Source organism: Halomonas ventosae, from assembly GCF_004363555.1.
GTDB lineage: Bacteria > Pseudomonadota > Gammaproteobacteria > Pseudomonadales > Halomonadaceae > Halomonas > Halomonas ventosae.
Genome location: NZ_SNZJ01000009.1, coordinates 1 through 24,866 on the forward strand (window position 1 = coordinate 1; position 24,866 = coordinate 24,866).

18 protein-coding genes are annotated in these 24,866 nt (G+C 69.6%); 5 read left to right on the forward strand and 13 right to left on the reverse strand.

What is annotated here, in order from left to right:
- Together DFP85_RS09200 and DFP85_RS09205 are read left to right on the forward strand one after the other, a co-directional pair.
- Positions 1–419: selenium-binding protein SBP56-related protein (locus DFP85_RS09200; protein WP_208108481.1), on the forward strand; the 419-nt coding region annotated here is incomplete at its 5' end.
- Between the two features lie 138 nt (positions 420–557).
- Positions 558–1,094, forward strand: coding sequence for a hypothetical protein (locus tag DFP85_RS09205; protein WP_208108482.1), 537 nt, complete (start codon positions 558–560; stop codon positions 1,092–1,094).
- Positions 1,095–1,296: 202 nt separating this feature from the next.
- Here DFP85_RS09205 and DFP85_RS09210 read toward each other — a convergent pair whose 3' ends face one another.
- From DFP85_RS09210 to recC, 5 genes are all read right to left on the reverse strand, one after another.
- On the reverse strand, positions 1,297–2,502 hold the full coding sequence (locus DFP85_RS09210; RefSeq protein ID WP_133635992.1) for a GGDEF domain-containing protein: 1,206 nt from the start codon (positions 2,500–2,502) through the stop codon (positions 1,297–1,299).
- A 174-nt stretch (positions 2,503–2,676) separates the two neighbouring features.
- Positions 2,677–3,693: a TauD/TfdA dioxygenase family protein gene (locus DFP85_RS09215; protein WP_133635993.1), complete on the reverse strand. Its 1,017-nt coding sequence runs from the start codon at positions 3,691–3,693 to the stop codon at positions 2,677–2,679.
- Positions 3,694–3,923: 230 nt separating this feature from the next.
- Complete coding sequence (gene recD, locus DFP85_RS09220) at positions 3,924–6,197, reverse strand: exodeoxyribonuclease V subunit alpha (RefSeq protein ID WP_133635994.1); 2,274 nt, start codon at positions 6,195–6,197, stop codon at positions 3,924–3,926.
- A complete protein-coding gene (gene recB / locus DFP85_RS09225; RefSeq protein WP_133635995.1) occupies positions 6,190–10,233 on the reverse strand; it encodes an exodeoxyribonuclease V subunit beta in 4,044 nt (1,347 codons plus the stop codon). The genes recD and recB overlap by 8 nt, the downstream gene beginning before the upstream one ends.
- A complete protein-coding gene (gene recC, locus DFP85_RS09230) occupies positions 10,230–13,862 on the reverse strand; it encodes an exodeoxyribonuclease V subunit gamma (RefSeq protein ID WP_133635996.1) in 3,633 nt (1,210 codons plus the stop codon). The genes recB and recC overlap by 4 nt, the downstream gene beginning before the upstream one ends.
- A 141-nt stretch (positions 13,863–14,003) precedes the next feature.
- Here recC and DFP85_RS09235 point away from each other — a divergent pair, with 141 nt between their 5' ends.
- The 3 genes from DFP85_RS09235 to DFP85_RS09245 all read left to right on the forward strand — a co-directional run bounded on the left by DFP85_RS09235 (position 14,004) and on the right by DFP85_RS09245 (position 16,640).
- The gene (locus DFP85_RS09235) at positions 14,004–15,320 is read left to right on the forward strand and encodes a DUF2252 domain-containing protein (RefSeq protein WP_133635997.1); all 1,317 of its coding nucleotides are present in this window, start codon (positions 14,004–14,006) and stop codon (positions 15,318–15,320) included.
- A gap of 117 nt (positions 15,321–15,437) precedes the next feature.
- Positions 15,438–15,902, forward strand: a complete 465-nt coding sequence (locus DFP85_RS09240) for a hypothetical protein (RefSeq protein ID WP_243737255.1) — start codon at positions 15,438–15,440, stop codon at positions 15,900–15,902.
- An 87-nt stretch (positions 15,903–15,989) separates the two neighbouring features.
- A complete protein-coding gene (locus DFP85_RS09245) occupies positions 15,990–16,640 on the forward strand; it encodes a flavin reductase family protein (RefSeq protein ID WP_133635998.1) in 651 nt (216 codons plus the stop codon).
- A gap of 22 nt (positions 16,641–16,662) precedes the next feature.
- Here DFP85_RS09245 and DFP85_RS09250 read toward each other — a convergent pair whose 3' ends face one another.
- The 8 genes from DFP85_RS09250 to dctP all read right to left on the reverse strand — a co-directional run bounded on the left by DFP85_RS09250 (position 16,663) and on the right by dctP (position 24,772).
- Positions 16,663–17,610 (reverse strand): D-2-hydroxyacid dehydrogenase family protein, encoded by a 948-nt coding sequence (locus DFP85_RS09250; protein ID WP_133635999.1) that lies wholly within the window; start codon positions 17,608–17,610, stop codon positions 16,663–16,665.
- The gene (locus DFP85_RS09255; protein ID WP_243737256.1) at positions 17,607–18,359 is read right to left on the reverse strand and encodes a haloacid dehalogenase type II; all 753 of its coding nucleotides are present in this window, start codon (positions 18,357–18,359) and stop codon (positions 17,607–17,609) included. Before DFP85_RS09255 ends, DFP85_RS09250 begins: the two co-directional genes overlap by 4 nt.
- Entirely contained in the window at positions 18,356–18,955 is a 600-nt protein-coding gene (locus tag DFP85_RS09260) for a 2-hydroxychromene-2-carboxylate isomerase (RefSeq protein ID WP_133636000.1), read from the reverse strand. The genes DFP85_RS09255 and DFP85_RS09260 overlap by 4 nt, the downstream gene beginning before the upstream one ends.
- A 9-nt stretch (positions 18,956–18,964) precedes the next feature.
- A complete protein-coding gene (locus DFP85_RS09265) occupies positions 18,965–20,482 on the reverse strand; it encodes a malonate--CoA ligase (protein ID WP_133636001.1) in 1,518 nt (505 codons plus the stop codon).
- The gene (locus DFP85_RS09270; protein ID WP_133636002.1) at positions 20,479–21,834 is read right to left on the reverse strand and encodes a malonyl-CoA decarboxylase; all 1,356 of its coding nucleotides are present in this window, start codon (positions 21,832–21,834) and stop codon (positions 20,479–20,481) included. Before DFP85_RS09270 ends, DFP85_RS09265 begins: the two co-directional genes overlap by 4 nt.
- A gap of 13 nt (positions 21,835–21,847) precedes the next feature.
- Positions 21,848–23,182: a TRAP transporter large permease gene (locus DFP85_RS09275; RefSeq protein ID WP_133636003.1), complete on the reverse strand. Its 1,335-nt coding sequence runs from the start codon at positions 23,180–23,182 to the stop codon at positions 21,848–21,850.
- A 1-nt stretch (position 23,183) separates the two neighbouring features.
- Entirely contained in the window at positions 23,184–23,705 is a 522-nt protein-coding gene (locus DFP85_RS09280; protein WP_133636004.1) for a TRAP transporter small permease subunit, read from the reverse strand.
- A 65-nt stretch (positions 23,706–23,770) separates the two neighbouring features.
- On the reverse strand, positions 23,771–24,772 hold the full coding sequence (dctP, locus tag DFP85_RS09285; protein ID WP_133636005.1) for a TRAP transporter substrate-binding protein DctP: 1,002 nt from the start codon (positions 24,770–24,772) through the stop codon (positions 23,771–23,773).
- Positions 24,773–24,866 lie beyond the last annotated feature (94 nt).

The window sequence follows — 24,866 nt, forward strand, 5'->3', positions numbered from 1 at the left end:
ATCTCAGTCTCGACGACAAGTACCTGTACGTGGCCTGTTGGGGCCTGGGCGAGATGCACCAGTATGACGTGTCGGACCCCATGAACCCGGTCCTGGCCGGGAAGGTGGAACTGGGCGGCATCGCCCGAGGCACGCCCCATCCAGGCGGCGGGGCCTTCGCCTTTGGCCCGCAGATGGTCGAGATCAGCCGCGACGGCAAACGGGTCTACTGGACCAACTCGCTCTATTCCTCATGGGACAACCAGTTCTATCCCGGGCAGGAGGGCGGCCAGATGGTCATGGCCCGTGTCGGTGACAATGGCGGCCTGACGCTTGATCCCGATTTCTACGTCGATTTCCCCAAGGGCTATCGCGCCCACCAGATCCGGCTTGAGGGCGGCGATTGCTCGACCGACAGTTTCTGCTATCCCAACCTCTGAATGGGGCTCCACGACGCAGGCACGGTGACGGCCCTTTGGGGGGCCGTCCTGCTTTCCGGGTTCTATCACGGCGTCAATCCCGGGATGGGGTGGCCGCTTGCAGTATCGTCCGGCTTGATGGACGGGCGGGGCCAGGCCATGGTCAAGGCGCTCGGGGCGCTGGCGGCCGGCCACCTTCTGGCGATGCTGGCGATCCTGCTGCCCTTCTCCATGATGACCGTTCTGCTCGATTGGCAGACCGAAATCCGCGTCGGCGCCGCAGCACTGGTGATCGCCGCAGGTGCCTACCTGCTGATCAATCGCCGGCATCCGAGGATTCTTGCCCGGGTGCATCCCTCGCGCCTGGTGCTCTGGTCGTTTCTCGCCGCGATGGCGCACGGTGCGGGCTTGATGCTGCTGCCGATCTACCTGGGCATGTCCGGAACTGAGCCGGGCGAGGCCGGCCACGCGGCCGCGCACGAACTGATGGGGCGCAACATCGGCTCGGCGTTCGTCGTGGCGCTGGCGCATACCGCCGCCATGACGGTGGCCGGCGGCGTGATCGCCGCAGCGACCTATTACTACCTCGGGCTCAGGTTCCTGAAGCGCACATGGTTCAATCTCGATGTGGTCTGGGCGTTGAGCCTGATTCTCGTCGGTCTCTCGGGGCTGTATCTGGCCATCAACGGGCACTGACGCAGGCGCGGACACGATCTCGGGCCTGGTTCCGTCCAATCAGTGGCGTCAGATCCGCAATGATAGATGACGGACTGGAACTGCCCGGTTCGGCGCTAGAGTAAGAATCCCCGGCGGCCAGCGCCGCTACGCCCCAGCCGGTCGCCAGCGCCTGCACTTCATCCGCCACGCAAGGGAATTCGGCTTCTCCGGTGGCTGCCCTTCACGCCTCGCCTTCAACCTCCTGACTCGTCACGACCCGGTTCCTGCCGCCGTGCTTGCCGGCGTACAGGGCCTGGTCGGCCTGGTGGATCAGGTCGTCCAGATCGACATCCTCGTCGAGGACCCCGGCGATGCCGATGGTGACGGTCAGTCGGTGGTCTGGATTTTCCTCTCTCACCGACAGCTCGGCGACCTTGCTCTGCAGCCGTTCCGCGACCATTTGCGCGTCCTTCAGGTGGGTCTCCGGCAGGGCCACGATGAACTCCTCGCCGCCGAAGCGCCCGATCACGTCCTTGGGCCGGAGGGATCGCTTGCAGGTCTCCGCGATCGCGGCCAGCACCCGGTCGCCCTGGCTGTGCCCCCAGGTATCGTTGATGGCCTTGAAGTGATCCACGTCGATCATGAACAGGCTGAAGGGCGCCTTCTCATGCCGCGAGCGCCGCAGCAGCGCCTCTGCGCGTGTCATGAAATGACCGCGACTGTCCAGGCCCGTCAGTCCATCCCGTTCGGCGACTCGGCGCAGCTGGGCTTCCAGCGACTTGCGGTGAGAGATTTCCTCGGCCATCTGCTGGTTCTGGACCCGCTCTTCCTGCAGGAGCGCGAACTGCTTTCGCTGCAGCTTTTCCAGGCGCAGCAGGGCGAAGAAGCCCACGGCATTGGTCATGATCAGCAGCAGCGAGATGCGCAGGGCCACCACGGCAGGAATGTCCGCCACCACCACCGCCGCGGCCAGGAAGCCCAGGCTCAGGTAGAGGCTGGCGGTGGCCACCACGGGCAGCAGGTTGGGGATCAGCAGGTAGAACGCCATGGTGGCCACGACCACCGCGGTGACCTGGGTGGCGAGGCTCTCGGGGCGCAAGGGAATGATCAGGATGATGCCCGTCGCCAGTATCCAGAGGGGCAGGGCGTGCAGCCACCCCCGGCGGTTATAGTCGCCGGCGCGACCGATCAGGAAGGCCAGCACCAGGCAAGAGACCACCACCACCAGGCGCATGGCGAGCAGCAGGGTGAGTTCCGTGCTTACGCCGGTGTAATGGTAGTCGGAAATGGCAAACATGCCGAAGACCAGGGCCGCCACGCAGATCGCCAGGCCGGACTCGAGCCGCACCCTGGGCGCGATGTCCTGGCGGTAGATCGCTTCCCTGCCTGGCTCGAGAAACTGACCGGTCAGCCGGTTCAACCGATCGCTTGTGAAGGGTGACGACAAGGGGCGGTTCTCCCGGTCCTGTGGTGAGCGATGACGTGTCCTTTCAGGCGCTCGCGGTGAGCGCCCTTCCTGCCGGCCTGATGTAATATAAGTGATACAAGGTGGTGGGAAAACGGGCGGGTGCCAACGCTCATCCGGCTCGTGGCTCGCTGACCCGTTGCGCCACCGCGTCGCTCAGTTCTGCATGGGAATGCCATCTTCCCATCGAAAGCCGATACCGCCGCCTTTCCAGACCCCTTCGCCCAATGGATTGGGCCCCTGAATATCGACGTGTTGCGGCAGCCCGAATCCCGGCGCCAGGTCTTGCACGCCGCGAACGGTGCTGCGGTGCATGATCCGCAAGCCCTGCTCCTCGACCGGCAAATGGGCCTCGGGTGCCGCCCGATGGGCAACGGCGAGGTTGTCGATGAACACGCAGTCGTTTTCCTGATACTCGTAGGCGGTGGCGTATCCGTCCTCCAGCCCGGCATTCAGGATGTCGTTGTATTCATGACAGAGCCGTTTTATTTCGTCGGCATTCAACAGGCGAAAGGCATCTTCATCGGGTAGCTTTTCAATCACCGCCCCTGTCATGCCCAGATGCAACCAGATGCACTTGCGACCGGATATGGGATGCTCATGCACCACGGGGTGAACGACGCCCGACGCGGAGTTCACCGAGGAAAGACGGCTCCAGTACTCCTTTCGATCCTCCGGGAGCGCATCATGGGCGGCACCCTGATGGGCGAAGTAGGTCCCCCCGCCTTTTTCGGCCGGCCGAATGATGTGGTAGCCCGAGTGCGAAAAGGTGTCCGCGTTGAAGCTGCCATCATTGTGCCATTGCGGTCCCACACCCGGGATGCCGTGACGCTGATCGTTCGACAGGCGGAAGATATGTTGATTGCCGCCAGGCGTCGCCGGATGGACGCCATGAGTGCTGTGCAATTCCCTGCCGCCCCACCAACAGCTGGCCCGGAGAAAATCGTCGGCATCCAATGGTTTCTCGTTCTTGAAAACAAGAAACCCGCGGTTCGCCATCTCGTGTTCCAGAGCTTCGAGAACCTCGGGTGGCGGCGCGTCCCTGGATGACAAGTCGATGCCCTGTACCTGCGCACCCAGGGGATCCAGCGGGGTGATGGTTCCACCGAAAGCCTCGATCGTGGCAACGCGTGACGGATCCAGGGGTGGTAGCGTCGATTGACGGGGTTTCATGCGGGCCTCCTGTGGTTCAGCTCGCTGCAATAAGGATGACCGCGCCGCCGAGAGCGTCAGTGCAGCAGGGTGCGCCAGGAAGGCAGCGCCGTCATCCGAGCACAGGATGTATGGGCGGATCATGCTGGCAGAGACAACCCCGTTTTCCAAACGCGGGTCAGGTGTGCCGCAGCGCCTGGCGATGATGCATCAGTGCTTCATCAAGGATCGCCACCAGCCGCTGGCTGAGGTCACCGCGCTGACGACCTCCCGAGCCCGCTCACCCGCATCACGCGCCGCTCCACCGCGTCCAGCAGCTGGCCGCGGCCGGTCTCCACCAGAGTGAGCCAGTGCCTGGCGCGGGTGATGCCGGTGTAGACCAGCTCCCGGGTGAGGATCGGGTTGGGGGCGTCGGGGAGCAGCAGGGCGGTGTGGGTGAACTCCGAGCCCTGGGACTTGTGCACCGTCATGGCGTAGACCGTCTCCACCGCCTGCAGGCGGCTTGGCAGCACCCACTTGATCTGGCCGCTGCCATCGCCGGCGGGGAAGGCCACGCGCAGCGCGGGGCCGCGTCTTGCATCACCGCTTGGGCTTGCCGGCTGCGGCAGCGCCAGGGTGATGCCGATATCGCCGTTCATCAGCCCCAGCCCGTAGTCGTTGCTCGTCACCAGCACCGGGCGGCCGGGGTACCAGAGCCGGCGGCCCTCGCCGGTGTCGATCAGTCCTTCCTTCTCCAGCGCGACGCGGATGCGCTCGTTGAGCCCCTCCACGCCCCAGGGGCCGCGGCGCAGCGCGCAGAGCAGCTGGAACTGGCCGTGGGCGGCGAGCACCGCGCGGGCCCAGTCATCCAGGGCCTCGCGGTCGATCTCGCCATCCGCTCCCGCCTGTGGCGCGGCGGCCTGCATGACCTCCAGGTAGTGGCGATAGCCCACCGGTGGCGGCAGCGGCCGGCCGCGCAGCGTGCGGCCCCCGCCGCGGCTCTTTCCTCGATCAGGGAAGCCCGCGGCGTGGCCCGAGACCACCAGCCGCTCCAGCTTCCGGTCGTGGTCGGTCTCGAGCTTGAGGTGCGAGAGGTCGACATAGCCGTGGCCGAGCACCTCCCGAATGGCGGCGCGCTTCTCCCTGCCAGGGGCCTCGCGGTTGACGGCGCCGGCGAGCTGGCCGATGCCGCTCTCGGCATCGAAGCGGTGGCTCACGCGCAGCATGGCGATGGCCTGGTCCAGCGGGGCACCTTCGGCGTCGAGCATCTCCGCGGGTAGTGCCTGGCCGGTGGCCTCAGCGAGCCAGTCGGCGGTCTCGGGCGTGTAGTGGCCGCCCTCGGCGTGGGCGCAGAGGTCGCCCAGCACCGAGCCAGCCTCCACCGAGGCGAGCTGGTCCTTGTCGCCCAGCAGCACCAGGCGGGCCCGGGGCGGCAGGGCATCGAGCAGGGCGGCCATCATCTCCACGTCGACCATGGAGGCCTCGTCCACCACCAGCACGTCCAGCGGCAGAGGATGGCGGGCGTTGTGGCGGAAGTGGCGGGTATCGGGCCTTGAACCTAGCAGCCGGTGCAAGGTGGTGACCTCTGTCGGAATCGCCTGGCGAAGTGCCTCGACACCGCTATCGCCGATGTGTCGGCCCTTCACTGACGATTGCTCCCACAGAGGGGCCTGGCCATCCAGTTGCAGCGAGCTGACCTGCCCGGCGATGGATTCATTGAGGCGTGCGGCAGCCTTGCCGGTGGGGGCGGCCAGGCGGATGCGCAGCGCTCGATGTCCGCTGCCCAGCGCCAGGGTCTGCAGCACGGCGAGCAGCTTGACCACGGTGGTGGTCTTGCCGGTACCGGGGCCGCCGGTGATCACCGCGAAGGGCGATCGGACAGCCAGGGCGCAGGCGGCCTTCTGCCAGTCCAGGGTGTCGCTGGTGGGGAAGAGGGCGGAGAGGGCGGTGGCCAGGGTGGTGGGGTCGGAGGTATGGGTGGCTTCCGCCGGGCGCCTGTCGGCGCCATTCGCGCAATGAATTGCGCTCCTACAGGTTTCCTTGTCCAGTCTGGAAGCAATGTGCTGCTGGATCGAGCGCTCGTGGTGCCAGTAGCGGCGCAGGTAGAGCCGGGTGCCGTCGAGCACCAGCGGCGTATTGCCCGGCCCGTGGCCGACGACCAGCGGGTGAGTGAGCGCTTCCTGCCAGTCGGCCAGCGCCAGCTCGTCGAGCAGCTGGCTGGGCCGCGGTGGCGGTTCCTCCAGGCTGTCGCCCTCCGGCGGCAGCGAGAGCGCCAGGTCCGGCTCAGCCAGGGTACGTTCGAGGTCCAGGCAGACATGGCCGCGGCCGAGCTGGTGGCTGGCCAGCGCCGCGGCCAGCAGCAGCGGGGCGGGGGCGTCCGGCACCTCGCGGGCCAGGAAGGCGGCGAAGGCACGGTCCAGGGCGCGCAGCCAGCCGCGGGCCACCCAGCGGTCGAGCAGGGTGAACAGCGCCTCGCTGTCGTGCAGGGCCCCGGCGGTGGCGGCCTCGTTAGGAGCGGCCTCGTCGGCGTGCGGGTGGTCACTCATGGCTGGGCTCCTTTGTCGTGACGTGCTGGGCGTCGCGGAACAGGGCGTCCAGGTCTTCGATCAGTTGGCGGGGCGGGCGCTCGCGGTGCACGCCGCGGGAGGGCGCGTGCTGGCCGCGCAGGAAGACGTAGAGCGCGCCTCCCAGGTGGCGGTCGATGTCGTAGTCCGGCAGCCGCGCCTGGAGCAGGCGGTGCAGGGCCAGCAGGTAGAGGCAGTACTGCAGGTCGTAGCGCTTCTCGCGGACCGCCTCCGCCATGGCCGCCTCGGCGTAGGCCTCGTCGTCGCGGCCCAGGTGGTTGGACTTCCAGTCGAGCACGTAGAAGCGCCCCTCGTGCTCCACCACCAGGTCGATGAAGCCCTTGAGCATGCCGTTGAGCCGGTCGCGCTCCAGCGCCGGGCGGGCGGCGCCGCCCAGTGTGTGAGCGCTCACGAGGGCGTCCAGGCGGCCGGTGTCGACCCGGTGGGCGGCGAACCAGAACTCCAGCTCCACCTGGTAGTGAGCGCTCTCCAGCCGGTCGAGGCGCAGCGGTGCCACCGGTCCCTCCGGGGCGTTCGGCACCGGCAGCTCGCTTTCCAGCAGGCCACGCAGCCAGGCCTGCAGCACCGGGATGCGCTCGCGCCAGCCGCGCAGGTTGGCACGTCGCGCCAGGGTGTCGTTCAGGCGCTCGGGCTCGGCGGCCAGCCGCGCAAAGCCCTCATGCCCGGCCCATTCCAGCAGGCCGTGCAGGAAGGTGCCGGCCGCCGGGCCGCGGGGGAAGCGGTGGAGTGAACCGTCACTCGCCAGCTGGACAGGCAGTGCCGGGTCCTGGGGCTCGTCGCGCATCTCCCGGGCGGTGGCTTCAAGAGCGCTTTCAGGTTCTTCCAGAAGGGGGGGCTCTTCCATGGAAAGCGCGGTCTCGGGCTCTGCTATCAACACCGAGGGCAGGGGCGCGGTCTCGGGCTCTTCCTCCCCACCCCCGGTGCGCTCGACGCCCAGCCGCAGCGCCGAGTAGCTGGCGATCCACCAGTGCTCCCGGGCGCGGCGTGCCGGTGTCAGCGCCTCGCGCAGGGCCTTGTCGTTGGCCTCGACGGGCACCACCCGATCATCGGGCTCGGGGGCCGGTGCCACCGTCAGAACGCCATCGCTGCCACCGGCATCCTCCACCAGGGGGAAGAGCGCATCCAGCAGGCCATCCGGAGAGAGCGGCGCGCCCGCGGTGAGCACCTGGCCGATGGCGCTGCGCTCCAGCCCCTTGAGCGGGGCGATGCCCAGCCAGGTGGCGTGGCGGGCACGGGTCAGGGCCACGTAGAGCTTGCGCAGGTCCTCGCCGAGGCGCTCGTCGTCGGCGCGGGCCAGCACCGTCTCGTCGGCCTCCAGCGAAAGGTGGCGCCGGCCCGCCTCGTCGTGCCAGGTGAGCGGCAGGTCGGTGGCCTTCTTCTCGCGGAAGGCGCAGATGAAGGGCAGGAAGACCAGCGGGTACTCCAGCCCCTTGGACTTGTGGATGGTGATCACCTGCACCAGGTCGGCATCGCTCTCCAGGCGCAGGCGGTGGGTGTCGGCCTGCGCCGGCGGTTGGCTGCGCGCCTCGCTGAGGTGGCGCAGCAGGGCGTGCTCGCCGTCCAGCTCGGCGCTCGCCTGCTGCAGCAGCTCGCCGAGGTGCAGCAGGTCGGTGAGGTGGCGCTCACCGCTTGCGCTCTTCAGGAGCCGGGTAGGCACCGCGAAGTCGGCCAGCAGCCGGTGCAGCATGGGCAGCACGCCCTGGCGCTGCCACTGGCGGTGGTAAGCCCGGAACTGCAGCACGCGCTCCTCCCAGGCCAGCTCGTCGTGCTGCAGGGCGTCAAGGTCGTGGAGGCCCATGCCGAGGCTCGGCATGGCGAGCGCCGCATGCAGGCGCCGCTCGCTGTCGGGCTCGGCGCAGGCGGCGAGCCACACCTCCAGCTCCAGGGCCGCCGGGGTCTCGAACACCCCCTCCTTGTCGGAGAGATAGACGCTCTTGATGCCGCGCTCGAGCAGCGCGCCGCGGATCGCCCTGGCCTCGTTCGCGTTGTTGACCAGCACGGCGAGATCCGACGGCTTGAGGGGCCGGAAAGGCTCGCCTGGCGCGCCGATGCCGGTGCGCACGGCCTGGCCCTCGCGCAGCAGCTCGGCCATCCGGGTGGCGCAGCGCGCGGCCATCTCCTTGAAGTAGGCGCCCTTGCTCATGCCCTCGTCGTCGTCACCCGGTAGATGCCCGCCCGTCAAATGCCACAGGGTCATGGCCGGCAGCGGCTCGCCGTCGCGGGTGAGTGAGTCCTTCCTGCCCTTTGCCGCCACGGGTAAAAAAGGCACCGGGTTGTCCCCCTCGGGGGAGCGGAACAGGAAGGCGCCGCGGCCGGCGGGGTGGGCCTCGGCGAAGCGGAACACCCGGTTGACGGCCTCCACCATGGCGGTGGCCGAGCGGAAGTTGGTGCCCAGGGTGACGTGGCGCCCGGCGGTGTCGCGTCGCGCCTGCAGGTAGGTGTGGATGTCGGCGCCGCGGAAGGCGTAGATCGCCTGCTTGGGGTCGCCGATCAGCAGCACGGCGCTGGGGTCCTCAGGGTCCGGCGCCTGGGCCAACCGGTAGACGTGGTCGAAGAGCCGATACTGCACCGGGTCGGTGTCCTGGAACTCGTCCACCAGGGCCACCGGGAACTGGCGGCGCACGTGGGCCGCCAGCGCCTTGCCGGCGGGGCCCTCGAAGGCGCGGTCGAGGCGCTCGAGCAGGTCGTCGGGGCCGAGCTCGGCGCGGCGCTGCTGCATGCGTTCACGACGCTCGGCCATCCAGTGCACGGCGTGGGCCAGCAGGTCGGCGTGGGCATCGGGCAGGGCCTCGAGCCGCGCCGGCAGCTCGGCCAGGGCATGCAGGGCCGGGTGGTCCAGGGGCTCGCCCTGTTGCCAGATCTCGGCCATGCCCTCCGGCGTCAGGCGCTTCCAGGCGGTGTCGGTCAGCGCCGGGGTGGCGAGCTCGGGGTCCTGGGCCCAGTCGCGCAGGGCGCCCAGCCAGCCGGCACGGCTGCGGCTGTTGAGCTTGCGCTGGTCGAAGGCCTTGGCGGCGGCGGCCGCCTCCAGCCGCTCGGCGAGCTCCTCCAGCCAGGCGGGCCAGGGCGCCTTGAGCTCGGAGAGCACCCGCGCGCGCTCGGCCTGCATGGTGGCAAGTGCCCCGGCGGGGGGCGGGGCGTCGGGCAGCAGATCGGCGTCGCCCTGCAGGCGGCGCACGTCCTCGGCCAGGGCATCGGGGGTCTCCCAGTAGCGGGTGACCACCGCCAGGGCCTCGGCGTCCAGGGCGTAGTAGAAGCTGCGCCAGTAGTCCCGGGCGACCTCGAGCTCGAGCTCCGACTGGTCGAGGTTCATCTCCAGGGAGAAGAGGCTGCCGCTCTCGAAGGCGTGCTCGCGCAGCATGCGGTGGCACCAGGAGTGGATGGTGGAGACCGCGGCCTCGTCCATCCACTCGGCGGCGAGCTGCAGGCGGCGGGCGCAGGCGGGCCAGCGCTCGCGGGGGTAGCTGTCGCGCAGGGCGAGCAGCGGGTCGCCGCCCGGCGGATCACCAGGCGAATCGTCCACCGTCGTTGAGTTATCCACTGGCGGTTCGTCGAAGAGGTCTCCCGTGAGTCCATCGTTCGAGCTGGACGTGGCAGAGTCGGCGGTAGGCCGAAGAGGAGGTCCTACGCCAGGGATGGCGTCGGTAGCGCCCAGGGAAGGGTTCACAGCGCCTCCTCGTAGGCCTGCCGCCGACGATTCGTCTCCATTCCTTGACGCCAGAAATGCATCCGCAGCCTCCACCAGCCGGGCGCGGATGCGGTCGCGCAGCTCCCGGGTGGCGGCGTTGGTGAAGGTCACCACCAGGATCTCCGGCGGGGTGAGGGCGCGAGGGAAGCTCTCGGCGTCGGCCTCGTCCCGCGGGCCCAGCACCAGGCGCACGTAGAGCAGGGCGATGGTGAAGGTCTTGCCGGTGCCGGCGCTGGCCTCGATCAGTCGGCTGCCGGTGAGCGGCAGGTGGATCGGGTCCAGGGTGGGGGGCGTCCGGTCCTGTGCGCTCATGCCTTGCCTCCCTTGCCCTTGCCGCTATTGCCCTTCTTCTCCTTCGGCTTGCGTACCGCCTGCAACAGCGGGGCGTAGAGCCGCTCGGCCAGCTCCGCGAAGCCGCCACCTTCCGGCGACTGGACCAGCGCCTCGAGCTCCGGCCACTGGCGCATCAGGTAGGCGTCGCGGCCGCGCTCGCCATGGTCGCCATTGAAGCCGCTGCCGTGGAAGGCGGTGTCCAGCGCCTTCCAGGCCTTGGCGTCCTCCTCGCTGGCCTTGCCGGCGAGGCAACGTTGCATGGCCTGGGGCGTGCCGCCCTTCTCCAGCCAGGCGAAGGCGGTGTCCCGGGCCAGCGGCAGGGGCGTGGCCATGCCGAGCTGCCAGGCCGCGGCGATGTCGGCCAGGTGCGCGCGGGCCTGCTCGGCGGGGAGCGGGGCCAAGGTGCCGCCGCCGGCGCGGGAGAGCAGCCGCGTGGTCATGGGCCCCTCCAGCTGGCCGGCCAGGTGGGCCACCCAGGGAGTGAGCCAGTGCCGCCACTGGTACTTGCTCTTCTTGACCAGGCTGCTGGTGGTGAGCAGCACCCGGCAGCGCTCCATGGCGTCGTTGACGCGCAGCTCGCCCAGCCAGTCCTCCAGCGCCAGGCCCTCACCCCGCGCTTCTTGCAGGTCCAGCGAGACGCCGAGCGGTTCGTCCAGGGCGTGGGGCCACGCCTCGAGCACCTGGCGGTAGTCGGCGAAGAGGGTGTCCATGGGCTCGACGAGCTTGTCGCGCATCTGCTCGGCGAAGCCGCCCATGGCCAGGCGCCCCTGGCGCTCGAGGCGCTCCAGGGTGGCCAGCATGGCGGGCTCATGGGGCTCGCCGGCCTCCACTGCTTCGCGGCTCGCCTCGATCAGCGCATGCTGCAGCTGCCAGTGATCGAGGCCGTCCAGGGTGAAGGGCTCATGGTCGAGGCGCTCCATGGCATCAATCTCCAGGAAGACCTTGAGCCGGGTGGTATAGAAGGCCTGCACCGGGGCCTTGAGGAAGTTGCCCAGCTGGGCCAGGGTCAGCGGGCGCTCCTGCCGGAAGGGGGCCATCGGCGGCTCCGCCGCCGGGGCCTTCGCAGGCTCGGCATCGGGGCGGTGCAGCTCGCGCCACTCGTGGGCATAGGTGGCAAGGTGGGAGCCTTCGCGGAAGTACTCGACGCTGAACGGCTGCAGCGGGTGCTCGGTAGTCAGCGCCGCCAGCAGCGCCTTGCCGTCGGTATCGTCTGCCTTTCCGGCCAACCGCCAGCCGCGGGCGAGATGGTCACGCAGCTGGCCGAGCAGCACCGAGGGCGGCTGCTCCGTGTTGTCGATGATGCTGCGCCCCACCCAGCTGATGCTCAGCCGGTCGCGGGCCGAGAGCAGCGCCTCGAGGAAGAGGTAGCGGTCGTCCTCGCGGCGCGAGCGGTCGCCGGGGCGGTAATCCTGGGCCATCAGGTCAATGTCCAGCGGGCGCTGCACCCTGGGGTAGTCGGCGTCGTTCATCCCCAGCAGGCAGACGTGGCGGAAGGGGATGGCGCGCATCGGCATCAGGGTGGCGATGTTCACCGCCCCGGCCAGGAAGCGCTGGGAGAGGCTCGCCTCGTCCACCTGGGCAAGCCAGTGCTCGCGTACCACCGAGAGCGGCAGGGGCTCGCTGAGCCCGGCCTCCTCGGCGCTCTCCTGCCAGGCCTCCAGCGCCTGCTCCAGGCGGGTCAGCGCCATCAGGTCCTGGTCGGCCTCGGCCAGGAAGCAGGCCGCAAGCATCTCGCGCAGCCGCTCGCCCCAGGTGGCCACGTCGCAGGGTTCGGCGAGGGTCTGCCACTGGGCCTCCAGGGTGTCGATCAGGCTGACCAGCGGGCCGGCCAGCGCCGCCTCCAGCCCGCCGATGTCGTCATAGGGCTCGATGCCCTGCCAGTGGCCCTCGGCGGCATCGCCCACCGCATAGCCGAGCAGCAGCCGGCGCAGGCCGAAGGCCCAGGTGTTGGCGGTGAGGCCTTCCGGCAGGTCGAGGCTCTGGCGCTGGCGGGCATCGAGCCCCCAGCGGATGCCGGCACCCTCGATCCAGCGGCGCAGGGTGGGCAGGCCGCCCTCCGGGATGCCGAATCGCGCGCGGATGGCCGGCACCTCCAGCAGGTCGAGCAGGTCGCTCACCGAGAGGCGCAGCTCAGGCAGGCGCAGCAGCGATTCCAGGGCGATCAGCAGCGGCAGGCGGTGGCGGCTGGCCTGGTCGGAGAGGGTGAAGGGGATATGGCGCGGGTCGTCGGGGTCGAGGCGGCCGAACACCGCCTGCACCGCGGCGGCGTACTGGTCGACGTCGGGCACCATCACCAGGATGTCGCGGGGCTTGAGGGTGGGGTCCTCGCTGAAGGCGTCGAGCAGCTGGTCGTGGAGGATCTCCACCTCGCGCAGGGCGCTGTGGGCGACCTGGAAACGCAGCGAGTGGTCGCGGTCGGGGTCCACGGCGGGCCAGGTCTCGCGGGTCTCGGCGAGCGGGCGCAGCTCGAGGATATCGTCCTGCAGCTGGCGCAGCAGGCTGGGCTCGGCGTTGCTTTCCCCTTTACCCAGCGGTGAATCGAAGAGGTCAATGCGTAGCGCCTCGCCCTCGAAGAGGCCGCGGTAGGCCTGCTGCTCGTCGAACTCGTCGAGCAGGCGCAGGTAGTCGCGGCCCTGCTTGCCCCAGGCGGCCAGCAGCGGCTGGGCGTGGAGGTGCAGCTCGGTCTCGGCGAGGTCCGCCGGCATGCCGGGGCGGCGCTGCTGGCGCTTTCTTTCGGCTCGAAGGAGGTCCTTGTGCTCGATGATGTCCGCCCAGTAGTGGCGGCAGGGGTTGTGCACGCAGAGCAGCACCTGGCTGACCCGCGCCATGGCGGCCAGCGCCTCCAGGGTCTGGGCGGGCAGCGAGGAGATGCCGAAGACGATCACCCGGCGCGGCAGGCCCGGTGGCCGGCGTTCTGGGGAAAGCGCCTGGCATGCCTCGAGGAAGCGCTCATGCACCGCCGCACGGCTGGAGGCCAGGCCTTCGGGGCCCTGGGCTTCAAGAATGTCATCCCTGAGCGCGCGCCACAGCTCGGCCTGCCAGCGCTGCTCCTCGGCCAGCGGACGCGCCTCGCCGCGGGCGGTAAGGATCACGTCTTCGCCCGCCGCCCAGGCCGCCAGCCAGTCGGCGCGGTAGACCTGGTACTGGTCGAGGAGGTCGGCCAGGCGCTCGGCCAGTTGGTGGCGCTTGCGCAGGTCGTCGTCGTCTTCCAGGAAGCGTGCCAGGGGCGCGAAGGTGGGGGCGTCGAGCAGGGCGGGCAGCAGGCGCATCAGCCGCCATACCAGGCGCGGCTTGTCGAAGGGGGAGACCGGCGGCACCTGCTCTTCCCCGAGCACGGCCCGGTAGGCCTGCCACAGGAAGCGTGCCGGCAGGGTCACGTCCAGGGCCGCGGCGATGCCGGCACCGCCGTGGGCGCGGTCCTCGGCGAGCGCCAGCTTGAGCCACTGGCTGATGCCGTTGCTCTGCACCAGGATCGTCTCGTTCTCCAGCGGCCCCAGCGGGTGGCGGCGCATCCACTCCACCGCCAGGCCGCGCAGGGCCTCCAGGCGGTTGCCGTGGATCACCATAAAGCCGGGTTCGAGTTCGGGGCCCTGAAGAGCGAGTGGCATGGCGCGGTTCCTTCGCTGGGTGCCGGAGCGGTCTTCTCAATGGTGCCATATTCGCGGGGCGCGGGTTGCCCTGCGTCCTTGTCACTTTCCCGGGAGCCTGCTTGACTGGCCCTCGCGCCCGCCGACGAAGGGAATCCCGACATGACCCAACCGCTGACCCGCCACCATCGCGCCCGCCAGGTCCTCGACGAGATCCATGCGGCCAATGCCTCGCTCACCGACCAGGACCGGGCCGCCAAGTACGCCAAGCTCGCCGAGTCGCCCTATCGCTTCTTCCGCGGCACCAACCACCTCTACTGGCGTGACGTCTGGCACGACTGGCGCTTCGCGCTGTTCGGCGGCCTGCCGGAGACCCAGACCTGGCTGCAGGGCGACGCCCATGCCTACAACTTCGGCGCCTATGGCCACCACGACGACGCCGTGCGCTACGGCATGGACGACTTCGACGACGCCATGATCGGCGACTACCAGTACGACCTGTGGCGCCTGGCCATCAGCCTGGTGCTGGATGCCCGGGAGAATACGGGCCTGTCCGGCAAGGCCGTTCGCAAGGCGCTGAAGGCGCTGGTCACCAGCTACCACGACGAGCTGGCCGGCCACGTGGAGGGCGAGGTGCCCGGCGCAGTGACCCTGGCCACCGCCAGGGGGCCGCTCGGGCCCTTCATGAAGAAGGTGGGCAGGAAGAAGAGCCGGGCGAAGATGCTCGAGAAGTGGACCGTGCTGAGCGACGACGGGCGGCACTTCGCCGAGCGCCCCGAGAAGCTGGCGACCCTGCCGGCGCACCTGGCCAGCCAGTTGCGCAAGGCGGTCGAGGAGGAGTACCGCCAGACCCTGGGCGGTGCCCGGAGTGAGGCCGAGGAGGGACACTTCCGCGTCAAGGACATGGCGCGGCGCCTCGATGCCGGCACCGGCTCGCTGGGCCTAGAGCGCTTCTATGTGCTGATCGAGGGCGGGCAGGACCACGAGCACGACGACGTCATCCTCGATATCAAGCAGCAGACCCCGCCGGAGGGGTGGCGGCTGATGGACAGCGCCGAGAAGCGTGCCTGGCGTCGCGCCTTTCCCCACGAGGGGCTGCGCCACGCGGCCGCCTTCACCGCCATCGCCGAGCACCCCGACCCCTACCTGGGCTGGTTGCACCTGGGCGACACGGTGTTCTCGGTGCGCGAGCGCTCGCCCTACAAGGAGGACTTCCCGACCCACAAGCTCGACGGTGCCAAGCCCTATCGCCAGCTGGTCAGGCAGTGGGGGCGCATCCTGGCCCGGGAGCACCTGCGCGGCGCCCACGCCCTGAGCCCCGACGATCCCGGGTGCTTCGCCCGCGCCGTCGGTGCCTGCGTCGAGGGACGGCTCGAGCGCTGCGTGGACATGGTGACCACCCTGGCGGTCAGCTATGCCGACTGCGTGGGCCAGGACTATCGCACCTTCCTGACATGGCAGGACGATACCCCCACATGAGTGCCTGGTGGCTGGCAGTGGGCGGCGCCTCCCGTGGCCATGGCGCCGTGGACTATGCTGGAAAGAGGGCCGGAGCATGCGCCGGTCGAACCCAGGAGTCCCGAAAGGAGGCATGTCATGACAGGCTTCACGTCTCTCTTCACCCCCCTCGCCAAGGCAGTCTCGTGCCCGCTGGCCATCGGCCTGCTGCTCGCGGCGGCGCCCGCCCTGGCCAGTGAGGGCCACGACCTCACCTTCAGCGGCGACGGCACCTTCATCGCGCCCCATGGCGGCCAGGCCATCCGGGTGGCGCTCTACGACGTGGCGGCCGGCGAGGTCGTGGCCACCGAACAGGGCACCGTGGCGGCGGAGGAGCCCCCGGCCTTCGCCTTCACCTTCCCCGGCGCGCTGGAGGAGGGCCGGCTCTACGACGTCCACTACTGGATCGACTCCAACTTCGGCGGCGGCAGCGAAGGGAGCTGCGACCCGGTGAACGTCGACCACCAGTGGCGCGCTGCCCTCACCAACGTCAGCGAAGCGGTCAGCCTCGAGGTGGCCCACGACCCCGCCGAGCAGGCGCCCGTCTGCACCAGCTTCGAGTAGAGGAGTCCGCGACGTCGCCCCCCCTTGGACAACCGAGCCCCGAGGGGGCGACACTCTCGGGCCCGACCCCTGACGCGAGGCCACACCATGAGCGACTACCTGCTGGAGGAGCACGGGCTGAGCCCGGGCAAGATCTACCGCCTGCTGTCGGGCAGCATCTGCCCGCGCCCCATCGCCTGGGTCTCGACCCGGGACGCGGCAGGCAACACCAACCTGGCGCCCTTCTCGTTCTTCAACGTGGTGAGCGTCAACCCGCCGGTGCTGGGCTTCTCGCCGCTGCTCGACGGCGACGCCAGTCCCAAGGACACCATCCGCAACCTCGACGAGATAGGCGAGTGCGTGGTGCATATCAGCGGCGAGGGGCTGGTCGAGGAGATGAACGCCACCAGCGCGGGGCTCGAGCACGGCGACGACGAGTTCGTTCACGCCGGCCTGGAGAAGGTGGCCATGCCCGGTGTCTCGGTGCCGCGGGTGGCCGGCGCCCCGGTGGCCTTCGGCTGCCGGCTGCGCGAGATCATCCGCTTCGGCGACCAGCCGCTGGCCGGCAACCTGGTACTCGCCGAGGTGGTCTCGATCCACGTCGACGACGCCCTCTGGGACGGCCGCCACGTGGATGCCGAGGGGCTCAGGCCCATCGGGCGCATGGCCGGCAACGACTATGCCCGCTGCACCGACCTCTTCGAGGTGGAGCGCCCCGCCTCTGGCAGCGCCATGAGTCGCCAGCAGCGCGGCGGCTGATGGCAGCTCGCGCCCCCCTGCCTCACCCGGCCAGGTTGGTCACCGGCTGGCCGTCGGCAAAGGCCAGCAGGTTGTCGAAGGCATCGCCAAAATAGAGCTCGTAGCTGTCCTTCTCCACGTAGCCCAGGTGCGGCGTGGCGAGCAGGTTGGGCAGCTCGAGCAGCGGGTGAGCGATGAGCGGCTCCTCATCGAAGACATCCACCGCGGCCATGCCGGGGCGGCCGGCGTGCAGCGCCGCCTCCAGCGCCCCCGACGCGACCAGCGGGGCGCGGGCGGTATTGACCAGCAGCGCCGAGGGCCTCATGCGCGCGAGGTCCTCGGCGGTGACGATGCCGCGGGTCGCCTCGTTCAGGCGCAGGTGAAGGCTCAGCACGTCGCTGCGCTCGAAGAGCTCGGCCTGGCTGCCGGCGACCTCGAGCCCTGCCTCGGCAGCACGTTCCCGCGTGCCCTCGCGGCCCCACACCAGCACCTCCATCTCGAACGCCTGGCCATAGCGGGCTACCAGCTGGCCGATCCGGCCGTAGCCGAAGATGCCCAGGGTGCGGCCCTTCAGGCCGGTGCCCAGGGTGCGCTGCCAGCGCCCGGCCCTGAGGTTCGCCACCTCCTCGGGGAGATGGCGCAGGGCGGCGAGCACCAGGGCCCAGGTAAGCTCCGCGGCGGCATGGGGCGAGCCTGTGCCGGCCATCACCGTGATGCCGCGCTCCCGGCAGGCGGCGAGGTCGACGTGGGCAGCGCCGCCGCCGGTCTGGCTGATCACCTTCAGGTTGGGCAGGCGGTCGAGCAGTTCCGCGGTGATCGGCGTGCGCTCGCGGATCAGCACCAGCGCCTCGGCGTCCTGGAAGCGCTCGGCCAGGGCGTCCAGGTCGCTCACCGTGTCGTGGAAGACGGTGACGTCGTGCCCGGCCAGCCGTTCGAAGGCGTCCAGGTGGCGCACGGCGTCCTGGTAGTCGTCGGAGATGACGATCCTCACGAGCGGGGTCCCCCGGGCAGGCCGAGCCGGTCGGCCAGATCATGGAAGTCGTCGGCCACCAGGTCGAAGATCGGATCCACCGAGAGGTCGGGCGTGGCCTCGGGGCCGTGCTCCAGGGGGCGCCGGACGAAGGCGGTGCGAAAGCCCTCGCGGTGGGCGGCCTGGAGATCGTCCTGGTGAGCGGCGACCATCAGGACCCGCTCGGGTGGCTGGTCGAGCAGGCGGGCGGCCATGCGGTAGACCTCGGGGTCGCGCTTGTAGTGGCCGGCGAGCTCCGCCGAGAGCACGCAGTCCCAGGGCAGGCCGGCGCGCTTCGCCATGTTCACCAGCAGCGAGACGTTGCCGTTGGAGAGGGTGGCCAGCACGTAGCGCTCGCGCAGGCGGGCCAGCCCGGCGACGCTGTCCGGCCAGGGATCCAGGCGGTGCCAGACCCGGTTGAAGCGCTCCCGTTCGGCCTCGTCGAGGGCAGCACCGATGCCGAACTCCTCCAGCAGGCGGTCCAGCGTCATGCGGTGCAGGTCATCCAGGCGCGTCCAGGGCAGCTCGCCGTGGCGCACCCGGTCCATGGCCGGCGCATAGCCGCCGCGCCAGGCGTCGGCGAAGGCCGCCCAGTCCACCGTCAGGCCCAGGCGTTCGCCCAGCGCCTCGCCCTCGCGGATGACGCTGCTGCGCCAGTCCACCACGGTGCCGAAGACATCGAAGGTCAGGGCCCTGACATCGGCCAGGGCGGCAGGCGGTTGCGGCATCATCTGTTCTCCAGGGCCTCCTTGAGCAGTTCCAGGCGGTCCTGGCCCCAGAAGGGCTCGCCGTCGAGCAGGTACCAGGGCGCCCCGAAGCAGCCATCGGCAAGCGCCGCCTGGCAGGCCTCGTCCAGGCGCCGCTGGCCCGCCTCGCTCTCGGCGTCCTCCAGCAGGGCCGCGCCGTCCAGCCCGCAGGCCTCGGCGATCTCGCGCAGGGGTCCGGGATCGGCGATGTCCCGCTCCTCGGCCCAGCAGGCCCGCATCAGTGCCAGCGACAGCTCGGCGATGTCATGCCCCCGGGCCTTGGCCGCCAGCGCCAGCCGGGCCGCCGGGCGGTCATCCGTCGGGAAGTGCGCCGGCTCCCGGTTGAGGGGAATGCCCAGCCGCTGTGGCCAGCGCCTGAGCTCGGCCATGCGGTAGGCCTGGCGCTCCGGGGCGCGCTTGGCCAGCGGCAGCCCGCCGGTCCTGGGGAAGATCGCCCCGAGGGTGATTGGCACGTAGTCGATGCTGGCCCCGTGGCGGGCGGCGATCTCGCCGAGGCGCGCATGGCCCAGGTAGCTCCACGGCGAGACGTGGGTGTAGTAGTAGCGGATCGTGGTCGGCACGGTTGCCCCTCAGCGGTAGGTGTCCTGGTACTGCTCGCGCAGCTGGTTCTTCTGCACCTTGCCCATGGTGTTGCGCGGCAGGCTGTCGGCGAAGAAGACCCGCTTGGGTTGCTTGTACCTGGCCAGCTGGCCCTGCAGGTGGTCGAGCACCCGCGCCTCGTCGAGGCTTGCCCCCGGCTCGGGCACTACCACGGCGGTCACCCCCTCGCCGAGGTCGGGGTGGGGCAGGCCGATCACCGCGGACTCGTGGACGCCCTCGAGCTCGTCGATCACCTGCTCCACCTCCTTGGGATAGACGTTGTAGCCGCCGGAGATCACCAGGTCCTTGTCGCGGCCGACGATGTGCACGTAGCCGCGCTCGTCGACCATCGCCAGGTCGCCGGTGACGAAGAAGCCGTCCTCGAGGAGCTCCTCGCGGGTCTTCTCGGGCATCCGCCAGTAGCCGACGAAGACGTTAGGCCCGCGGATCTCCAGCATGCCGATCTCGCCCTTCGGCACCGGCTCGTGGGTCTCGCGGTCGGTGATGCGGTACTCCACGCCGGGCAGCGGCATGCCCACGGTGCCGGCGCGGCGCTCGCCGTCGTAGGGGTTGGAGATGTTCATGTTGGTCTCGGTCATGCCGTAGCGCTCGAGGATGGCATGGCCGGTCTTCTGCTCGAACGCCTGGTGGGTCTCGGCGGTCAGCGGCGCCGAGCCGGAGACGAACAGGCGCATGTTGGCGGTGACCGCCGGGTTCAGGCGCTCGTCGGCCACCAGCCGGGTGTAGAAGGTCGGCACGCCCATCATCACCGTGCCGCGGGGCATCTCCTCGAAGATCACCTCGGCGTCGAACTTCGGCAGGAAGAGCATGCTGGAGCCGGCCATCAGGGTGACGTTGCAGGCCACGAAGAGGCCGTGGGTGTGGAAGATCGGCAGGGCATGGATCAGCCGGTCCTCCTCGCTGAAGCGCCAGGCCTCGACCAGGGTGGCGGCGTTGGAGCCCAGGTTGCGGTGGGTGAGCATGGCCCCCTTGGAGCGGCCGGTGGTGCCCGAGGTGTAGAGGATCGCCGCCAGGTCGTTGTCGTCGCGCTCGACGATGGTGTCACGGGGCGTGGCCTTCTCGGTCGCCTCCATCAGGCTGCCGTCGGCCGACGTGCCGAGGGTCGCGACCTGCGGGCAGCCGGTGTCGGCGGCGATGCTCTTCGCGTTCTCGGCATCCTGCGGGCGGCAGACGAACAGCGCCGGCTCGGCATCGGCGAGGAAGTAGTGGATCTCCTCCCCGGTGTAGCCGGTGTTGAGCGGCAGGTAGACGCCGCCCACGCGCAGGGTGGCCAGGTAGAGCAGGATCGCCTCGGGGCTCTTGTCGACCTGCACCGCCACCCGGTCGCCCGGCGTCACGCCCAGCTCGACCAGGGCGCCGGCCAGGCGCTCGGTGGCGGTCAGGGCCTCGGCATGGCTGTAGCCGCGGCCCTCGCGGGTGGTGATGAAGTCGGCGTCGCCGCGCTCGCGCATGCGCCGGGCGAAGGTGGCGAAGAGGTTGTGGTTCATTTGGCGGTTTCTCCCTTGACCAGCTTCCTGGCCTTGCGGACGAGGTCCTTGACCTCGCTCGACCGGGCCATGGTGGCGTTGGCCGTGTAGTTCTCGTGGTTGCGCTCGATGTCGTCGAGCACGTAGAGGTAGTTGACCATCAGGCCGGCGGCCTGCCTGAGGCCCTTGGCCGAGACGTCGCCCAGCCAGTTGATGCGGTGCAGCTCGGCGCCGTTGCCCAGGTGGAAGCGGGCCACCGGGTTGAGCGGCAGGCCGCGGGCGTTCTTCTCCTCGACCAGGTAGCGGGCGGCCAGCGGCTTGACCACCGCCCGCAAGCGCTCGGCCTGCTCGGCGTCCTCGTGCCAGGCCGGCGCCTCCAGCTCGGCCAGGGACTCGCGCACCGCCTCGGGCAGGGTCTCGTCTTCGCGCCGCTCGGCCAGCCACTGGGCGAAGCCGGGCACCGGCGAGAGGGTGACGAAGTGCTTGAGCTGGGGCAGCTCCTGCTTGAGCTCCTGGACCACCTGCTTGATCAGGAAGTTGCCGAAGGAGATGCCGCGCAGGCCGGTCTGGCAGTTGCTGATGCCGAAGAAGGCGGCGGTGTCGGCGAGTTCGGGGTCGTCGATGCCGGCGTCCTCGCCGGCCAGGATCGGCTGGATGCGGGCCGGCAGCCCCTTGTGCAGGGCCACCTCCACGAAGATCAGCGGGTCGTCGCCGATCGCCGGGTGGAAGAAGGCGAAGCAGCGCCGGTCGCGGGCATCCAGCCGGCGGCGCAGGTCGTCCCAGTCGCGGATCTCGTGCACCGCCTCGTAGCGGATGATCTTCTCGAGTATCGAGGCCGGGGTGTCCCAGTCGATGCGCTTGAGCATCAGGAAGCCGCGGTTGAACCAGGAGCCGAAGAGGTGGGCGAAGTCGGCGTCGATGGCCGAGAGCTCGGGCTGCTCGCGAAGCAGCCCGAGCAGGTCCTCGCGCATCCGCACCAGCTCGACGGTGCCGCCGCTGGTCAGGTTGAGGCGTCGGATCAGCTCCTGTCGGCGTGGCTCGCAGGCCTCGAACAGCGCCTCCAGGCTCGCGTTGTCGCGCTGCTCGGCATAGCGCGCGTAGGCCGCGTCGATCTGTTCCGGCTCGGCGGCGAAGTCGCTGGCCAGCCGCTCGAAGAAGCGCTGCCGCTCCTCCGGTGCGAGGCGCTGGTACATGCCCAGGGCACGGCTGGCCAGGGCGATGCTCGAGGCCTCGCCATCGCTTTCCAGCAGGCGCTGGCAGGCCTCCACCAAGCGGCGATGGTCCGGCGGCGTCCCGTCGCCCTGGCGGCGACGCAGCAGGGCGTCGCGCTGGGTGATCGACTGGAACATCTCCTGCAGGAAGGTCATGTTCATGATGGCGACTCCGTCAGCCCATGAGCAGGTCGGGCAGCCACAGGGCGATACCCGGGAAGAAGCACAGCAGGACGATCGCCAGCACCATGCACAGGGCATAGGGCAGGCTGCCCATCAGGATGTCGCGCAGCGAGATGTCCGGCGCGATGCCCTTGATGATGAACAGGTTGAGCCCCACCGGCGGGGTGATCAGGCCGATCTCCAGGTTGATGGTCAGCACCACCGCAAACCAGTAGGGATCGAAGTTCGCGGAGAGGATGATCGGCAGCAGGATCGGCGCGGTCATCACGATCACCGCCACCGGCGGCAGGAAGAAGCCGGCGACCAGCAGGAAGAGGTTGATCACCGCCATCAGCACCCAGCGGTTGACCTCCAGGTCGGCGATGGCGCCGGCCACGGTCTGGGTGATGAACAGCGAGGAGAGCGCATAGGCGAACACCTCGGCGCAGGCGATCACCAGCATGATCATCACGCTCTCGCGCAGCGAGTCGCGCATGATCAGCTTGATCGGCCCGACCTGCCACATGCGGTAGATGATGATGGCCAGGGCCAGGCACAGGAAGGCGCCGACGCCGGCCGCCTCGGAGGGCGTGGCCACCCCGCCGTAGAGCGCGAAGAGGATGCCCACCACAACCGCCAGGAAGGGCAGCACCCGCACCAGCGCCTTGAGGTTGGTGTCGACGTTGGCCTTGATGGTCTCCTTCATCTGCCCGGCGGCCTGGCCCAGGGGGTTGGCATAGCCCCCGGCGAGCTTGCAGGCGATGACCGTCCAGATCATGAACAGGCCGGCGAGCATGAAGCCCGGCACCACGCCGGCGATGAACAGGCGGCCGATGGAGGTCTCGCTGGCGATGCCGTAGATGATCATGGTCACCGAGGGCGGGATCAGGATGCCCAGGGTGCCGCCGGCGGCGATGCAGCCGGCGGCCACGCCGTCCGGGTAGCCGCGGCTGCGCATCTCGGGAATGCCCATCTTGCCGATGGCCGCGCAGGTGGCGGGCGAGGAGCCGGAGAGCGCCGCGAAGATCGAGCAGGCGCCGATATTGGAGACCGCGAGGCCCGCGGGCAGTCGGCCCATCCACAGGTCCAGCGAGCGGTAGAGGTCGCGGCCGGTGGGCGAGGAGGCCACCGCGGCGCCCATCAGGATGAACATCGGGATGGCCACGAAGCCGAACTCGGCGAGGCGCTCGAAGAAGGTCTCGCCGAAGTAGGTGAGCTCGGGCAGGCCCCGGTCGTAGAGCAGGGCGATCAGCGAGACGCCGCCCAGGGCGAAGGCGATGGGGGTGCCGATGGCCATCAGCGCGACGAGGCCGAGGGCGACGATGATGCCGAGGGTGATCGGATCCATGTCAGGACTCCCCCCGCAGCATTTCGGCCACGTACTGCAGTGTCAGCAGGGTGGCGCCGACGGAGACAGGGAGCAGTGCCGGCCACAGGATGGGGTTCCATACCGTGCCGGTGGTCCACTGGCCGTGGAAGGCCTCTGCCACGTAGATCCAGCTGCCGTAGGCCAGCGCCGCGCAGAAGGCGAAGCCGAACAGCGAGGAAGTCCAGTACATGGCCTTGCGGGCGACGCCGCCGACCAGGTCGGGGAGCAGGGTGATGGCCACATGGCCACCGGTCATCAGCACGTAGGCGCTGCCCATCAGCATGGCGCCGGTGACCGAGAAAATGGTGAACTCCGTCTGCCAGCTGGTGCTCATGCCCAGCATGTAGCGCACGAAGACCATGTGGCAGATGGCCAGCACGCCGGCCACGAACATGGCGGCGGCGAGGTAGGCCGAGGCGCGGGAGATGGCATCCATCAGGCGGATGTAGCCGTGGATGAGGGGCGATCGTCTGGAAAGGGGCGAAGGGTTGGCCATGGCCATGTCGTCCTCCCGGAGTCAGGGACACCGGCCGCGGGGGCCGGTGTCGATGGCTGAGAAGAACCGGCTCACTCGACGGCCAGGGCGGCGTCGATCAGGGCCTGTCCGTTGGGGACGTTCTCGGCGAAGTTCTTGTAGGAGGTCTCCTTGGCGATCTCCAGCCAGGCGTTGTAGTCCTCCTCGCTCATGCTGACCACCTCGACGCCGTTCTCCTCGAACACCTCGACCATCTGCTGGTCCAGGCCGGCGGCCTCGGCGGCGAAGAAGGCCTCGGCTTCCTCGGCGGCGGCGGTCAGTGCCTGTTGCTGCTCCTCGTTGAGCCCCTCCCAGCTCTGCTCGGAGATCAGGATCGGCTCGTACATGAACCACAGGGCGTGCTCGCCGGGCTCGGTGAGGCACTCCACCTGCTCGTAGATGCGGTAGGAGACGAAGGACATCGACGAGGTGTTGGCGGCATCCAGCACCCCGGTCTGCAGCGCGGTGTAGATCTCCGAGGAGGGCATGGAGGCGATCGAGGCACCGGCGCCCTCCAGCATCTGCTCGAAGGCCGGGCCGGCGGCGCGGAAGGTCTGGCCGTCGACGCTCTCCGGCGAGGTGATGCAGTTCTGGCTCGAGGCGAAGCCGCCGGCCAGCCAGGCGTCGGCCAGCACCCGGGCGCCGCCCTCGTTGATCACGTCCTTGATCATGCCCATGAACTCGGAGTCGTTGAGGCGCTGGGCGTGCTCGTGGTTGCGCACCAGGCCGGGCATCAGGGTCGCGGAGAACTCCGGGTGGCGGCCGCTGGCGTAGTCGAGCGGCAGGGCGGTGATGTCCAGGCGCCCGCGGGAGAGGGCGGCCCACTGCTCGCGTGCCTTGAACAGCGACTGACCCGGGTAGACCTCGATCTCCAGGCCGACATCGGCCTCGGCGACCTTGTCGGCCATCATCTGCACCATCTCGTCGCGCACGTCTCCCTGTCCGCCGGGGAACTGGTGGGAGGCGCGCAGCACGGTCTGGGCGGAGGCGGTGGAGCTTGCGGCGATGGCGGCCAGGGCCAGGCCCGCCACGACGGGAGTGAGTGAGCGTTTCATGGCATCTCCAGCTACGGTTGTTGTTGTGAAGTGTGTATCAGCTTAGCTGATGTATACTTCAATAGACGTTCAGGCATGCCAGTGTCAATGTTGC